Genomic DNA, 14,837 nt, shown 5'->3' on the forward strand with positions numbered 1-14,837 from the left:
TTCACATTACGGTTACGCTTGCTTCCTATGTTATACTGTAACACAGGAAAAGGAGGAATTTCAAGATGCTTGACGACAAAAATCTTTTAGCGCAGCGCGACCCGGGTAATACACGAACGAGTGCGGTGGCGGTAACGATGCAGACGGACTTTGCAGCTGAAGTGGAGTCACCGGCGACCCCTAGTGAGGTGGCGAATGTGGTGCTGGCGGGTATGGGTGGCTCGGCGCTGGCGGCGGATATGGTCAAGGTGCTGACGGCGGATCGGGTCACGGTGCCGCTTGAGGTAGTGAAAGGCTACCAGCTGCCACATTTTGTGAATGAAAAAACACTGGTTGTTGCTATCAGCCACTCGGGCAACACCGAGGAGACGATGAGCTGTTACCAGCAGGCTCGTGAGCATGGCTGCCAGTTGGCGGTGATGGCGACGGGCGGGAAATTGTTTATGGCGGCCGAGGCAGATAATCTGCCGCGGGTGCGCGTTCCGTCGGGTGGCCAGCCGCGGATGTCAACGATGTATCATTTGCGCGGGCTGCTAAAGCTGCTCAGCCAGTTTGAGGTGATTGACGATAGCCTGTACCACGCGGTTGCAGCCAGTGGTGTGTGGCTGAAAGATCAGCTGAGCCAGTGGGCCGAGGATGTACCGACGGCGGATAATTATGCCAAGCAACTGGCGCTTAAGCTCGTTGGTTCGACCCAGGTGTTTTATGCGGGCGAGCTGACATGGCCGCTGGCGTATAAGTGGAAGATTAGCTTTAACGAGTCAGCGAAAAACGTGGCGTTTTGGAATCAATATCCGGAGTTCAGCCACAATGAATTCATCGGCTGGTCATCACATCCGGTCGATAAACCATATAAGGTCGTGGATTTTCGGAGCAGCCTTGAGCGTCCGCGAATTCGGGAGCGGATGGAGCTGACCGATCGGTTGCTGTCGGGTATGCGCCCGAAGGCCGAAGTAGTCGAGCTACAGGGCGAGACGCTGCTCGAGCAGCTGCTGTGGGGGCTGGCGCTGGGCGAGATTGTCAGTATCTATGCGGGCATTCTCAACGGTGTTAATCCAGAGCCAGTGGCGCTGGTGGAGCAGCTAAAGAGAGAATTGTCGTAGGCTCATTTGAGCCGGAGAATAAAAAGCGGCGCCCGGGGAGTGGGGCGTCGCTTTTATTTTAGAGCCCATTGAGGGCCATGATGGACTCGTGTGAATTAGTGGCGCAAGCTCTCGATCGGGTCTTTGCCGGCAGCGCGGCTGGCTGGATAGATGCCAAAGAGCATACCGATGATCAGCGCTCCGCCGATAGTCAGAGCGGCTGCTTGCCATTCGAGAACTGGGGTGAATGGTAGGTACATGCCGAGGAGGAACGACGCGCCGAGGCCGATAACGTAGCCAAGAATACCGCCAAATAGGCCGATGATGGCTGATTCGATGAGGAATTGGGCGACGATGGTGCGGTTGGTGGCGCCAACGGCTTTGCGGATACCGACTTCGCGCTGGCGTTCGGCGACCGAAACCAGCATGATGTTGGTGATGCCGATACCGCCAACCAGTAGCGAGATACCGGCGATGACCGCCATGGCGGTTGAGAGCGCGTTCACTAGGTGTGAATTCGGTGCGGTGATGGCTTGGCCGACCAAGGTGTGGTAGTCGGTATCGCCCTGATGCTGCTGGGCAAGGACTTTTTTGGCGGCATCAATTTTAGTTTGCAGCGCCGCACCATTGTCGGCGGTGATGAGGATTTGCTGGATCTGGGCGGTGTTTTGGGTGAATTTTTTGCTGACGGCCAGCGGCAGGATGATGGAGCGATTAAAATCAACACCGAGGTAACTAGGCGCAGTTTCCGGCTCGTCGAGCACGCCAATGACTGTCAGTGTCTCGCCGCGGAGCTTGAGGACGCTGCCGAGGGATTTTTCAGTGCCGAATAGGTCAATTGATAGCTGCTTACCAATCACGACGCCGTTGGCTTCGTCGATGAATTGTCCCTCGCGTAACTTGAGGCCGGCGAGCTTTGCCAGTTCGCCTGAGCTACCGGTAACAGTGATGTGCTCTAGCTTCGTCTTACCGTCCGGTGTCGATACGTTAGTGCGAAACGTTGCCAGCGGTGCGGCGCTGTTGTTGGTCGCCTTGGCAATTTCTCGGGCGTCCTGTTCGGTCAGTGTGTTCACCATCTGGGCGGCGTGTCCGGAGCTGAGTGACAGCAATGAATCCGGCCGCGCCTCGCTGCCAGACCGGATTAGTGCGGTGGTGTCAGAGATCTTGGCGGATTGATCACCAAATAGGCGGCTCGTGCCGGTCAGCAGCGACAAGATAATAGTAATGCTGGCGATGCCGACCATGATGCCAAAAATCGATAGGTAGGTGCGGACTCTATTTGACTTGAGCGATTCAGTCGCGTTCTCGAAGTGATTATTGAGGAGCATTTTCATGACTTTTTCGTAGCTTTCCGTTCTTTTTTGACTGGTTTCTTGGTTGATTTGGCGGCATCGGTTTCTGCGTCGTCGGCTTTATCGGACTTAGGGGTGGGCTTCTTTTCGGTCGACGGAGCAGCGGTTTTTGCGGCGTCAGAATCTATTGATTTTTTACTATGATCGCTGTCAGCTTTAACAGTCTTTGTGGTTGCTTTGGCTGAAGCAGCGCCAAGCGGCCGCTTTGGTGGGAGATCATCCGGCGATTTCACTAGATCAGCTGGCTTGTTGGGAGTAGCAGATGGGGCTGCCTTCTCGGTCGTTGGTTTTTCAGGAGTGGTTTTGGTTGGCTCGGCTTTCTCTACTTTCTCGCCCTTTTCCTCTGACTCGTCTTTTGTGTCTTTGGCGGCTACTGTGTGCGTCGGCGTTGAACTCACTGGGGTTGCTGGTTGGTCATCGCCGCCCAGCTTTTGCTTAAAGATCTTCTTGATGTGGTGCGTATCGGTATCAATACGCCCATCGAGTATAGAAATCACCCGGCTGGCATATGACAGCAGCTCTGGATTATGCGTCACCATAATAATCGTATTGCCTCGGCGGTGAATGTCGGACAGCTCCTCCATGATGATGTGGCTGGACTTGGAATCAAGGTTGCCGGTCGGCTCGTCGGCTAGGATAATTGATGGGCTGTTGACCAGTGCCCGGGCGATTGCTACGCGCTGAACCTGGCCGCCGGATAGCTGATGCGGCAGATAATACTCGCGCTCGCCCAGATGGAAGTTGCGTAAAATCCGGCTGGCTTCCTGGAGGCGCTTGGTCTTGCTGATGCCTTTATAGGTGAGCGGCAGGGCAACATTATCGATCACCGTCAGGCGTGGGATGAGATTGAAATGTTGAAAAATAAAGCCAATATCGCGCGAACGAATCGTGGCGTGATGGGTCGCCGTCAGATCCTCGACCGGTTTATTGTCAAGGTAATACTCGCCCTCTGACGGGTGGTCGAGCAGCCCGAGGATATTCAGCAGGGTCGTCTTGCCGCAGCCGGACGGGCCGACGATGGCAATGAACTCGCCCTTTTTGACCTCGAGATTGACATTGTCCAGCGCCACCTGCTCGGCGTCACCAAAGCCAAATCGTTTCGTTACATTAGTAAGTTTAATTCGCGTTGAAGGATCGTTCATCATTGCCTTTATTATAGACAAAAAGCCGCTCCGGTTGCAACCGCTAGCGGACTTTCTGTTATAATATGCATCACGGAAGGATGCAGGAGTGGTTGAACTGGCACGCCTGGAAAGTGTGTAGGCTCTTCACGGGGCCTCCGGGGTTCGAATCCCCGTCCTTCCGCCAAGAGGAGTCTCTAGTGTGTTTGAATGTATCTAATGTTTTGTTCGTGCAGTAAATATTGTTTATCTGATGTTGTTAAAAAGATAAGAAGATAGTTTCTTTGATTGTCTTAGTCATTTTTGTGATTCCAGCCAACAATTTCTATAGATCTCTGAAAATATTTAGCGATATCTTGGACGACTTTTTCCTTGACGTCGTTGGGAATTTCTTTAGAAAATAAAGCAAAAGTTCTTTCTATATAGATATCCAGTGGCCAATTTGAACTAAGAAAGCTCGTATTGTTGACTATCAGGCTCTGGTAAGCAGTTACGATTTCTGCAAAATCATTTAGACAATCAGATATAATACTGGTCTCGACCTTGGATTTACGATTTCTTGTGGTCTTTTTTATAATGGCATAAGGAAGATCTAAGGATTCTTCGTAGACATCATATTTTTCTGGTTGACGGTCCTTGTGAAACTCTAGTGCCTGATACTCGTCAACTATTTTATTGTAGTATCCTTCGCTCTGAAATGTTCGAGCTTTTTCTACTAGATAATTAACTGCTCGCTCGATTTTTATATGGTTGTTATCTATAAAGTCTACGTCCTTTATAGATTTATTTTTAGCGCGGGTGTTTATCCGGTCATCCAGTAATATGGGCGGTATGCGGATGCTGTCGGGTTTGCTATTTTTATAGAAATCTATAAAATCTTCCACCTTTAGCGCTTGGATATCTTTTATAAATTTTCCGCCAGCACCAGTTTCTTTTGGCGTTAATAGCTGGCGAACGTCCAGCATGAATCCCTTTTCATAGGTTTCAAATATGCTTATTAAGAGACCCGCATTGTCTGGATCAAAATAGCCAAATGATACGCTGCCGTTTTCATGCTCTTCTTCGGTATGTTGTGCTTTTGAAACTTCATTGAGGATATTAAGAAATACTTCGCGCTGAATGGCAGAATGAAGCACATTAGTAAAATCGTCTTTTATATAGGTTTTCTTTTTATCTTCGCCGAAATATTCTTTATTGATATCTGCCACTTTGGACATGTTTACATTATATTATAGATAATGAGTTGGCGACAATATAGAGCCAGCGATGTGGATGGCGGGAATTTGCTTTGCGGACTACCAAGAATTTCCAGAATATGCGCTACATACGCCAGCCGATCATGCTTTTCGGGCGGATGGGCGATTAACTTGTCCAAAAAATAAGTGGCGTCGCGCATTGAGGCAAATTTCATACCATATCTGATTATAGCAAAAATAGGTTGTAAAATTTACCAAATGTCTTGAAAAACACTATATGTAGCGGCTATAGTTAGTGTTGTACGCTATATATGTAGCGAACCCATAAATAAACAAAAAGGCAAATTATTCTATCAAGCCACCAGATGAGGTGCTGGCGGCTGATTTTTAGCAGGGCAAATTAAGGAGGGTACATGCAACAAATTAACGTCATCAAACGCGACGGGACGAAAGAGCCGTTTGATGCCAATAAAATTAACGCGGCGATTTTGAAGGCCTGCGACGGGCTGCCAGATCAGGTTTCTAAGGTAGTGCAGGTGGCGACCGAGCTGCAGCTGACGCTATTTGACGGGATTACCACCGAGCAGCTGGACGAGGCGGTGATTCAGACGGTTTTACAGAATGTTAAGGATGATCCAGATTATGACAAGATCGCGGCGCGGCTGCTGCTGAAAAATATTTACAAGAATACGCTAGGCGATTACGAGACGGCCGACGAGTTAAAGAAATTGCACGCCCGGGAATTTCCAAAGTTTGTTACAGCGGCGGTCAAGGACGGTCTGCTCGATAAGCGGATGGGTGACGGTCGGTTTGACTTGAAAAAGCTTGGTGAAGCACTTGATCCTACTAAAGACGACCTTAGTAAGTACCTCGGTGTCATCACTAACCGTAACCGCTACGCTCTGCGTAAACATGGTAGTGAGCCGATTGAACCACCGCAGTTTACTCACATGCGCATCGCCATGGGGCTGAGCTATAACGAGAAGGATCCGACTGCGGCAGCAATTGAGTTCTATCATTATATGAGCAATCTGGAGTACGTACCAGGTGGCTCAACTCGAGTTAATGCCGGCTGCTCCTTCCCGCAACTTAGCAACTGTTTCTTATTGGAAGTGCAAGACGATATGGAGTCAATTGCTAAATCGATTCGCGACACCATGTGGATCGCCAAAGGCACGGGCGGCATCGGCATTAGCTTTACTAAGCTACGAGCATCGGGCAGTCCAGTCAAGACAACCAACACAACAAGCACCGGGCCCATCCCATTTATCAAGATGATCGATACGGCGTTGTTTGCCGTATCGCGCAAGGGTAAAAAGATGGGTGCCGCGGCGGTATATATGGAAAACTGGCACATTGATTTCAAGGAGTTCATCGACCTGCGCTCCAACTCCGGTGACCCGTACATGCGGACGCGCTTTGCTAATACCGCAGTATTTATCTCTGATGAATTTATGAAGCGAGTGCAGAAAGACCAAGATTGGTATCTGTTTGACCCGGCGGAAACGTCGGATCTGCCCGAGCTATATGGTGAGGAGTTCTCGGCGCGCTACAAAGAGTACATCAAGCTGGTGGAGGCTGGTAAGCTGCGTGTCTTTGACAAAGTACCGGCCCGTCAGCAGTTCAAGCAAATCCTGACCAGTCTGCAAGCCACTAGCCATCCATGGCTGACCTGGAAAGACACCATCAACGTCCGCGCTCTAAATAACAACACTGGTACAATTCATTTGTCTAATCTTTGTACGGAAATTACCCTGCCGCAGGATGAGAAGAATATCGCTACCTGCAACCTCATCAGCATCAATCTGTCGGCGTTCTTGCGTGAGGATAAGACGTGGGATTGGCAGCGGCTACAAGAGGCAGCACGGGCAGCAACACGCCAGCTTGATAACTTGGTAGACATCACTCAGACGCCAATTCCAGAGGCGATGCACTCGAACCAGCAGACGCGGGCAATTGGTATCGGCGTCATGGGCTTTACTGATGTGTTGGAAAAGCTCGGTTACTGCTATGAGTCGAACGAAGCCTATGAATTGATCGACCAATTGACGGAGTTTATTAGTTATCACGCCATCGACCAGTCGGCGGATTTGGCGGCCGAGCTAGGCAGTTATCCGACGTATAACGGTAGTGGCTGGAGTAAGGGTGTTTTGCCGATTGATACGGTGGCGGAATTGTCGAATAATCGCAAGGTTAAGGTGAAAATTGACAGCAAAACCCGTCTAGATTGGGATAAACTACGTAAGAAAGTTAAAAAAGGCATGCGTAATGCCACGCTGATGGCTATCGCTCCGACCGCTAACATCGGTCATGTGGCGGGGACAACGCCGGGGATTGATCCGCAGTTTGCCCAGATTTTTAGTCGCTCGACCTTGAATGGTAAGTTTTTGGAGGTGAACCATAATCTGGTTCGTGACTTGAAAGAGCTGAACCTGTGGGATCGTCTGAAGGATGAAATATTTGCAGCGCAGGGTGACATTCAGCACATCGACGCTATTCCGCAAAAACTGCGCGACGTCTACAAGACTAGCTTCCAGCTCAGCCCGTATGCCTTTATCGAGGTGGCGGCTCGGGCACAAAAGTGGGTTGACCAGGCGATTAGTCGCAATATGTACCTGGAAACTCGTGACATCGATGAGTATGTGGAGATTTATTCTGAAGCCTGGCGGCGTGGTTTGAAAACCACCTACTACCTGCACGTCAAGCCGCGTCATCAATCAGAGCAGACCACCGTGTCGGTGGAAAAATTAGCAGAACAGAAGATTCGAACTGGCGCTAAAACGCGCGGGTTTGGATTTGCCAAGGTTAATAAATAAAAGGAGGAACGATATGGAATATCAAGATACATTACCGGGAATTGATTTGTTGGCAGAGGAAGTGGTGCAGCGAGCTATCGGGCAGGAGGCACTGTTTGCCATCATCATAGAAGGGGACAATTAAATGGGCATTTTAGGTTCAGGACTACGCGACGGTTTATCACTGCATCCAATTCGCTACCCATGGGCATACGACTTATATAACCAAGCAGTGGCTAACACCTGGTTCCCAAACGAGGTGCAGTTGGTACAGGATTTGGCGGATTTTGAAAAACTTAGTGATGAGGAAAAGCATGCGCTAAAGACCGTCATCAGCTACCTTAATCCGAACGAGCTACTAATCAACAAGTCGCTGGCATTTGGCATTTATCCGTACGTTAACGCTGCTGAAGCGCAGCTGTATCTGTCGAAGCAGATGTGGGAAGAGGCTAACCACTTCATGACCTTTGAGTATATCATCGAGACCTTTCCGTTTGATCGCGAGGAAATTTATGCGGCGGGCTTTGGTAAAAAGTCGTTGGCCGACAAGGCGAACTTCCAGAACAAGCACCTGGATGTCATGCTCGATCCAAATTTGGATATTTACTCTTTGGAGGGTAAGAAAGATTTTGTCCGCTCATTGGTGGCGTATAACATCGTATTGGAAGGCATCTGGTTTTACTCGGGCTTTATGGTTGGTATGAGCTTCCGCCAGCGTAACTTGTTGCGCAATGTCGGCACGCTGCTAGACTGGATCACTAAGGATGAGAATTTACACTTGACCTTTGGTATCAATTTGCTGCTGACTATTTTGGACGAAAACCCAGAACTGCAAACCCAGGAATTTGCCGAGGAAATCCGCGGGCTTATCCTGCAGGCGGTTGAACTAGAAAAAGAGTACAACAAGGACATGCTACCAAAGGGAATCTTGGGCCTAAACGCTGATTATGTCAATCAATACGTCATGCACATGACCGACCGCCGCTTGGTTGAGCTTGGCTTTGAGCCAGAGTACAATGTGGCCAACCCAGCCAAATGGATGGCTACGGCAAATGACACTTTGGAATTGGTGAATTTCTTTGAGAGTACTAATACCAGCTATGAAGTTAATACTACGAAATAGGAGAGTAACATGAATATTACGCTATGTGGATCAATGAAATTTATCGACAAGATGGACAAGGTTGCTGCTCAGCTGGAGGCGCGCGGTCATACAGTGTATAAACCGGATCGAGCTGAGGGAACGGCTTATGATCGTGAGCAATCGCACGCCAATGCTCAGCTCAAACGGGGTTATATGAATAAGCGCTTTGATAAAATTGATTTGGCCGGAGGGATTGTGGTGGTGAATCCGCCAAAAAATGGCATTGATGGCTATATTGGCGGTAACTCATTTCTTGAGATGGCCTACGCCTTTAAGCACGGTCTCGATATCTTTACTCTGTATCCGTTGCCAAAGGAGATAGGGTATATTGATGAGCTATGCGGTATGAATCCAATTGTACTTGACGGTGATTTAGAGAAAGTGGAGTCTCACATTACCGGTCTGCCGTTGGTATGTATTGGTGCAGTAAGTCTGGTTAAGCGACTGGCAATAGAGCGCGGTTTTCGTCGAGCTGGTTTGCCGGTACGAACTGAAGTAGTGGAGGTCTCGCCTTCGGGGACTGAATTATCGATGAGTCTCGAGCTGACACGCCAGCGCGCGGCAAGCTGTCTGAGCAATCTCAAAAAGCTCGGGAAAACAGCGGCGGACTATGTCGTGGACGTGGAAAGTGGGCTGTTTCGACCATTTGAGGATAGTATAGCGTACCCATGCGAGGTGGCGTTGGTCGAAGGTAAAGATGGTGTACAGCGTGTTGGGTTTAGTACGGGTGCGACTTTGTATGATGGCGACAGCAGCATGGCTAAGCAAGTTAATTCGACGATGCTTCATCGTGCGGATCAGCAACTGGTAGAAGATGCAATATATAAAGCGGTAGCTCAGGCGAGGTCTGACCGATGAACAAATTGGCAACAGATATTTTAGATACGGTAGAGGTGGGGGCGCTTGCGACGGTCAATCGTGACCGTACACCGTTGGTGACGGCGCTGCATTTTGCGCGGCTGGATGACATGCTCATTTGGGTGTCAGACCCGACGTCACGTCATGCGCACAACGCCTTTCGTACCGGTAAGGCAGAGTTTGTGGTTTGGGATGAGCAGAAAAACGCAGTATTTTTGACGACAACTGTTCGGGAGATTGTTGAGGAAACAGAGCTGATGGCGGCCCAGAAGGCGTACGCCAAGAAGCTCGGAGACTTTATGCCCCAAGTTGACAGGCCGCAGTTTTACGCTATGCCGATTGGCCAGCTTGATGAAAAAACTACAACGGAAAATTGGCTGCATTTTATTGCGTAAGCGCTATCACTAGCGTACAATAACCATAAGGTTATACTAAATATAGGGGAAAATAAGAATGAATGCAGCCCAAATTATTACTGATGACATGTCTCTGGAAGAAAAGCTGAGTGCTATTGATGCGGCGATGCAGGCAGCGCAAGCGGTGGCTGATGAGCAGGCTAAGGCGAGCGGGGGCGTCGCTGCGCCGATTGATCCGGCAAGTCTGACGATTTGCGATGGTTGCGAATAAAGCGATCAAAAATATACTTTGTTGTTGATGTGTTATACTTAAGACAACGTAAGGGGGCGCATGGGGTTAACAATCAAAAGCGACACGGTAATTTGCAAACTATCGGCTTGGTAGCTATGACGGCACTCATTGGAGTGTCGTTTTTATTACACCAGGTGACAGCTTCTGCCGCCGGGGCTAATTGGATGGATAATGATCCGGTGGTGAAGCATGTGCGGCCGCTTGATTCGGCGGTTGATCCAAACGTGAATGTCCGCGGCCATTGTAAATTGGAGACAGTAACGGTGGCAAAGACGTATGACGACAAAGAGCCGACAATGAAGTTGACGCTCTGTTTGAATGAGTTTAACGGTTGGCGGTTTGGGCAGGCAAATGGGTGGCACGATGTGTATGCTTCAAATGGTGGTCTCTTTTATAAGGTGAATAATCTCAGTGCAGTTTATTGGTTCAAGGGAACGGATACGGTCATCGGCATGCATCGTGGACACGCGTTTGGTTATGATGAAATCTCTCATCTAAAGAAATACCATAATTTCACCAAGCGCTTCACGATGAGTAGTAGTAAAAAATCGTTTGACTTTGATACGTCAAATCCAGCGTTTTCACTCGACCACAACGGAAAGCCCATGTATGCTATCAGTTGGGGAATTTCTAATAATGGGCGGTATCTCGTCTATTCTGGTAGTGTAAGACACATTAATGCCTATGATATATTCTCGCGCATTGATCTAGAGACGGGCAAGCGAAAGGTATTCGGCAGAGGATATTATGATCACACGCATAATGTAGAGCCACAGCCAAGTGTGGCGGTGTCAAATGACGGAACACAGGTGATTATTGGCGGAACGGCGATATTTAAAGTATGGCGGATTACGCCTGAGTGCCTCGTTGATCGTGAAAAAATGAAGGATGAATTTCGCGACCCGTGTCCGACGAGGATGATATGCCCGAAGTTTTATGGTGATCAATGGAAAAATATTGAGGCGTCGCATGAGCGAATATCTGCGAACGATGACTTTACAGAATTAACGTATCAACATCGGGCGTTACGTGGTCAGGCGATTAACGAAGTGGTGACGATATCTATAGCCAAGGATGAACCTCAAGCCTCTCGGCTCGACTATCTCGCAATGGGCGATTCGTATTCGAGTGGGGAGGGGGATATTCAGAATGGGGTGTCAAGTCATTATATTCGCGAAACTGGAGGCAAGGAGGACTGTCATCTCAGCAATCGCTCATATCCATTCCTGCTCGCCAAGGCTTGGAACGTTCCGGACGGTAAATTTAATACGATAGCATGTAGCGGCGCAAGGGTAATACACGACTATATTTTTCGGTTAAAGTACTATTCTGGGCAGAATACTATTACAAAGAAGAAGTTTACCGAGGGAAATAGAGATGAAATTATTAAAAATGCAAAAAGTAACTTCCTGCCAGGCTATATACCGCAGATAGAGTTTGTTAGAGAATACAAGCCCAAAGTTATCACGTTGACTGGTGGTGGTAACGATGTGGGGTTTGGCGATATACTAGCGACGTGTAATGACACGGATACTTGCTCATACGCGGCGGATGATCGTGTGAAGCAACTACTGAAAGACAGCATTCATAATCAGTATGGTGTCACGAAGCTATTGGTTAAAAAGTTAAAGGAGGCTTCACCGGGGAGTAAGATTTACGTTGTTGGATACCCGCAGTTTATTGAAAAAGGGGAGCAGAACTGTTTTCTTAATGGCGGTCTTCTTAACCAGCGTGAACGAGCAGCCATATTTGATATGACGAAAGAAATGAACGAAGTACTTTGGAGGGCGGCGACAGATAGCGGAGTGCCCTTTGTTGATATTACAAATGCTCTATCTGGTGGTCGGTTATGTGGTGGTGATAAGTATATGACGGGTCTTCACAATATTTCTTTATCGCGTCTTAATGAGCAAAAGCAAAATCTCTATCACCCGAATCCAAATGGACATCTAAGAATTGCCAGACAAATATCTGAAAAGGTCGGAGGTGTGAAAAAAGCTTTTGGGGGAGACGTGGTTAATGCTGCCAAGGAAGGAAGTTTTTATCAGGCGGCACCGATAACGCGGCGTATCAATAATGCTTCGCCTGTACGTGTAAAGTTAGGCGAGAAGTTGCGCATATCTTCAGTGGACGATCAACTCATGCCGCACAGTACCGTACGCGCGACGCTTTATTCCACGCCTACCGACCTAGGCGCTCATATGGTTAGTGCGAGTGGTCAGTTGGACATGACAATGAATTTGCCTAATGGAGTGCAGCCGGGAAGACATACACTGGTGCTTGTGGGGATGCTTCCTGATGGAAAGAGAGTTACATACTATGATTTTGTTACAGTTGAGCGACAAACCGACAGTGGCGCAGTCCAAAGTAAGACAAACAAGGATAGCTCCAGAGACGGGCTTGAGACAAGGTCACGGGCTGCGGTCATCACGAAGGGCGGTTATCGGGGCGCAGTATATTTCTATGGCTCAATCATAGTGTTGATAATAATGGTAATCGGGGGATTGTTATATGCATTTCAAAATTATCTCAGAAAAAGATAAACAACTATTCAAAAACCTAGCTAAGCACAAGAAAAAGATATGCTTAGGATTTGGTATACTTCTGTTTATCATCTTGCTCGTGGATGCTTCTCCTTTCGGCGCAAACAATGTTCAGTTGTACACGAAATGGGTTCAGTGCGGAAGGCGACCGTACGTAGGACAGTCTTTTTACGTTACCACAAAGGTTGATTATTATACCGTCAGCGGCCCTTTTATCGGGAGTAAATCTCTGTTGAATTCTATTGAATTTTTCTGTACACCCCATGAAGCTGAACTGGCCGGCTATTCGGCGAATCCAAATAAGCCAGATTTTCCGCATTTAACTCCGGAAGAAAAAGCTGATATGTGGCGGCGGCGCCAGCAGCGGTGATGGCTAAATATCTTCTGCTTTATACCAAAAAGTGTTACAATAGGGCCTCATGGAGGCGAATAAAACTGTGAGGAAAAAACAAAAATTTATTTTCGTAACCGGCGGTGTGCTGTCAGGCGTTGGCAAGGGTATCACGGCGGCAAGTATCGGCGCAGTGCTGCAGGCCAAAGGCATCGCCGTGTCGGCACAAAAGTGTGATCCGTATCTGAATGTTGATGCTGGACTATTGAACCCGAAAGAACACGGCGAGTGCTTTGTGACCAAGGACGGTGCCGAGACTGATTTGGATTTGGGCCACTACGAGCGATTTTTAGATTTGGAATTGACGCGAAAAAACACCACGCTGTCGGGCCGGCTGCTGCGTGATTTGATCGCCGATGAGCGGGCCGGCAAATTTGGCGGCCAGACGGTACAGATGGTGCCGCATTTGACTAACTCTATCAAGGCGGCTATCCGCGAGGCGGCCGAGGGCGACGTTCATATTGTGGAAATTGGCGGCACAGTTGGCGACTACGAAGGCCTGAGTTTTATCGAGGCGATTCGCGGTTTTGCGCTGGATGTGGGACGAGACAATTGCCTGTTCGTGCACGTGGTGTACGTGCCGTTTTTGGAGGCGTCGCACGAGTACAAGACCAAGCCGGCTCAGAATGCACTGGCGGATCTTCGCGGTTTTGGTATTATGCCGGACGTGGTGGCGGTGCGGACTGAGGGTCATGACAAGCCGCCGCGCAGTATCGGCGAAAAAATTGCTATTTCGTCTGGCGTGCGCCGCGAGGGAATTATTATGATGCCAAATGTTGACACCGTGTATGAAGTGCCATTGACGGTGTACCGTGATTTGGGTAAGTTATTGGGCGAATTTACCGACAATTCAGTGGAGCCGAATTTGCAGCGATGGAAACGTTTGGCAAAGCGTGATAAAACTGAGTATGACAAGCGGGTAACCGTTGGCTTGGTGGCTAAATACATTGATAATTCTGATACCTACTTGTCGGTAACCGAGGCGCTAAAGTCTGCCGCTTGGGCGAACAAAAGCGAGATTTCTATCAAGTGGATTAACGCTGAGACAGCCAGTGAAGCTGATTTTGCCAGCGTTGACGCTATCGTGGTGCCGGGCGGTTTTGGTACGCGCGGCGTGGAGGGCAAGATCAAGGCGGCTGAATATTGTATAAAAAACAACAAGCCGTATCTAGGAATTTGCCTGGGTTTGCAGGCGGCGGTCATTGCGGCAGCGCGTTTGGGCGGCGTGGCGAATGCTAACAGTGAAGAGTTCGGTGCTGAGCCTGGCGCGAATGTGGTGTACATCATGGACGGCCAGCAGGGCAAGCAGTTGACCGGCGGCACGATGCGCCTCGGTGATTATCTGGCGGTACTGAAATCTGGTTCGCTCGTTGCTAAAATTTATGGTAAAACAGAGGTAATTGAGCGGCATCGCCATCGCTACGAAGTGAATCAAGATTTTGTTCAAGCGATTGAGAGGGGCGGCCTGGTGATTTCTGGCACGTCGCCGAACGGTCAGCTGGTGGAATTTATCGAAGCGCCGCATCATCGGTATTTCGTGGCCACGCAAGCTCATCCTGAATTTAAGTCGCGCCCGTTCCGCCCGCATCCATTATTTGACGGGCTGATTCGAGCTGCCTTGACAAAGTAAAAAACTTATGCTAACATACGGCCAGATAGTACCTAACATAAAAAGGAATAAAAATGGCTGAAGAAACAATTGAAACA

Annotated in this window: 12 protein-coding genes and 1 tRNA gene; 9 read left to right on the forward strand and 4 right to left on the reverse strand. The window is 48.9% G+C overall.

The features are described 5' to 3' along the window. The first annotated feature begins 65 nt into the window (after nucleotides 1-65). Entirely contained in the window at nucleotides 66-1,103 is a 1,038-nt protein-coding gene (locus tag FBF26_00245; GenBank protein ID QJU09709.1) for an SIS domain-containing protein, read from the forward strand. Between the two features lie 95 nt (nucleotides 1,104-1,198). Here FBF26_00245 and FBF26_00250 read toward each other — a convergent pair whose 3' ends face one another. Then, nucleotides 1,199-2,416 carry an ABC transporter permease gene (locus FBF26_00250; protein QJU09710.1) on the reverse strand — a complete coding sequence of 406 codons (1,218 nt, stop codon included), beginning with the start codon at nucleotides 2,414-2,416 and terminating at the stop codon, nucleotides 1,199-1,201. Beyond that, complete coding sequence (locus tag FBF26_00255; GenBank protein ID QJU10549.1) at nucleotides 2,413-3,576, reverse strand: ATP-binding cassette domain-containing protein; 1,164 nt, start codon at nucleotides 3,574-3,576, stop codon at nucleotides 2,413-2,415. The genes FBF26_00250 and FBF26_00255 overlap by 4 nt, the downstream gene beginning before the upstream one ends. A 74-nt stretch (nucleotides 3,577-3,650) precedes the next feature. Here FBF26_00255 and FBF26_00260 point away from each other — a divergent pair. Further along, a tRNA-Ser gene (locus tag FBF26_00260) sits at nucleotides 3,651-3,742 on the forward strand. A 106-nt stretch (nucleotides 3,743-3,848) separates the two neighbouring features. On the opposite strand, the gene FBF26_00265 is transcribed toward FBF26_00260, so the two are convergent. Further along, on the reverse strand, nucleotides 3,849-4,772 hold the full coding sequence (locus tag FBF26_00265; GenBank protein ID QJU09711.1) for a hypothetical protein: 924 nt from the start codon (nucleotides 4,770-4,772) through the stop codon (nucleotides 3,849-3,851). A gap of 2 nt (nucleotides 4,773-4,774) precedes the next feature. Next, nucleotides 4,775-4,966, reverse strand: a complete 192-nt coding sequence (locus tag FBF26_00270) for a hypothetical protein (GenBank protein QJU09712.1) — start codon at nucleotides 4,964-4,966, stop codon at nucleotides 4,775-4,777. A 216-nt stretch (nucleotides 4,967-5,182) separates the two neighbouring features. On the opposite strand from FBF26_00270, the gene FBF26_00275 reads away from it, so the two are divergent. The 7 genes from FBF26_00275 to FBF26_00305 all read left to right on the forward strand — a co-directional run bounded on the left by FBF26_00275 (nucleotide 5,183) and on the right by FBF26_00305 (nucleotide 14,760). After that, nucleotides 5,183-7,567, forward strand: a complete 2,385-nt coding sequence (locus FBF26_00275; protein ID QJU10550.1) for a ribonucleoside-diphosphate reductase subunit alpha — start codon at nucleotides 5,183-5,185, stop codon at nucleotides 7,565-7,567. A 124-nt stretch (nucleotides 7,568-7,691) separates the two neighbouring features. After that, nucleotides 7,692-8,669, forward strand: coding sequence for a ribonucleotide-diphosphate reductase subunit beta (locus tag FBF26_00280; GenBank protein ID QJU09713.1), 978 nt, complete (start codon nucleotides 7,692-7,694; stop codon nucleotides 8,667-8,669). 9 nt (nucleotides 8,670-8,678) lie between these two features. Beyond that, a complete protein-coding gene (locus tag FBF26_00285; GenBank protein QJU09714.1) occupies nucleotides 8,679-9,548 on the forward strand; it encodes a DUF84 family protein in 870 nt (289 codons plus the stop codon). Next, on the forward strand, nucleotides 9,545-9,943 hold the full coding sequence (locus FBF26_00290) for a pyridoxamine 5'-phosphate oxidase family protein (GenBank protein ID QJU09715.1): 399 nt from the start codon (nucleotides 9,545-9,547) through the stop codon (nucleotides 9,941-9,943). The genes FBF26_00285 and FBF26_00290 overlap by 4 nt, the downstream gene beginning before the upstream one ends. Nucleotides 9,944-10,291: 348 nt before the next feature. Continuing rightward, complete coding sequence (locus FBF26_00295) at nucleotides 10,292-12,739, forward strand: SGNH/GDSL hydrolase family protein (GenBank protein QJU09716.1); 2,448 nt, start codon at nucleotides 10,292-10,294, stop codon at nucleotides 12,737-12,739. Continuing rightward, nucleotides 12,708-13,109 carry a hypothetical protein gene (locus FBF26_00300; GenBank protein ID QJU09717.1) on the forward strand — a complete coding sequence of 134 codons (402 nt, stop codon included), beginning with the start codon at nucleotides 12,708-12,710 and terminating at the stop codon, nucleotides 13,107-13,109. The genes FBF26_00295 and FBF26_00300 overlap by 32 nt, the downstream gene beginning before the upstream one ends. Before the next feature lie 49 nt (nucleotides 13,110-13,158). Further along, nucleotides 13,159-14,760, forward strand: a complete 1,602-nt coding sequence (locus FBF26_00305) for a CTP synthase (protein QJU09718.1) — start codon at nucleotides 13,159-13,161, stop codon at nucleotides 14,758-14,760. Nucleotides 14,761-14,837 lie beyond the last annotated feature (77 nt).

This window comes from Candidatus Saccharibacteria bacterium oral taxon 488, assembly GCA_013100825.1.
GTDB lineage: Bacteria > Patescibacteriota > Saccharimonadia > Saccharimonadales > Saccharimonadaceae > Nanosynbacter.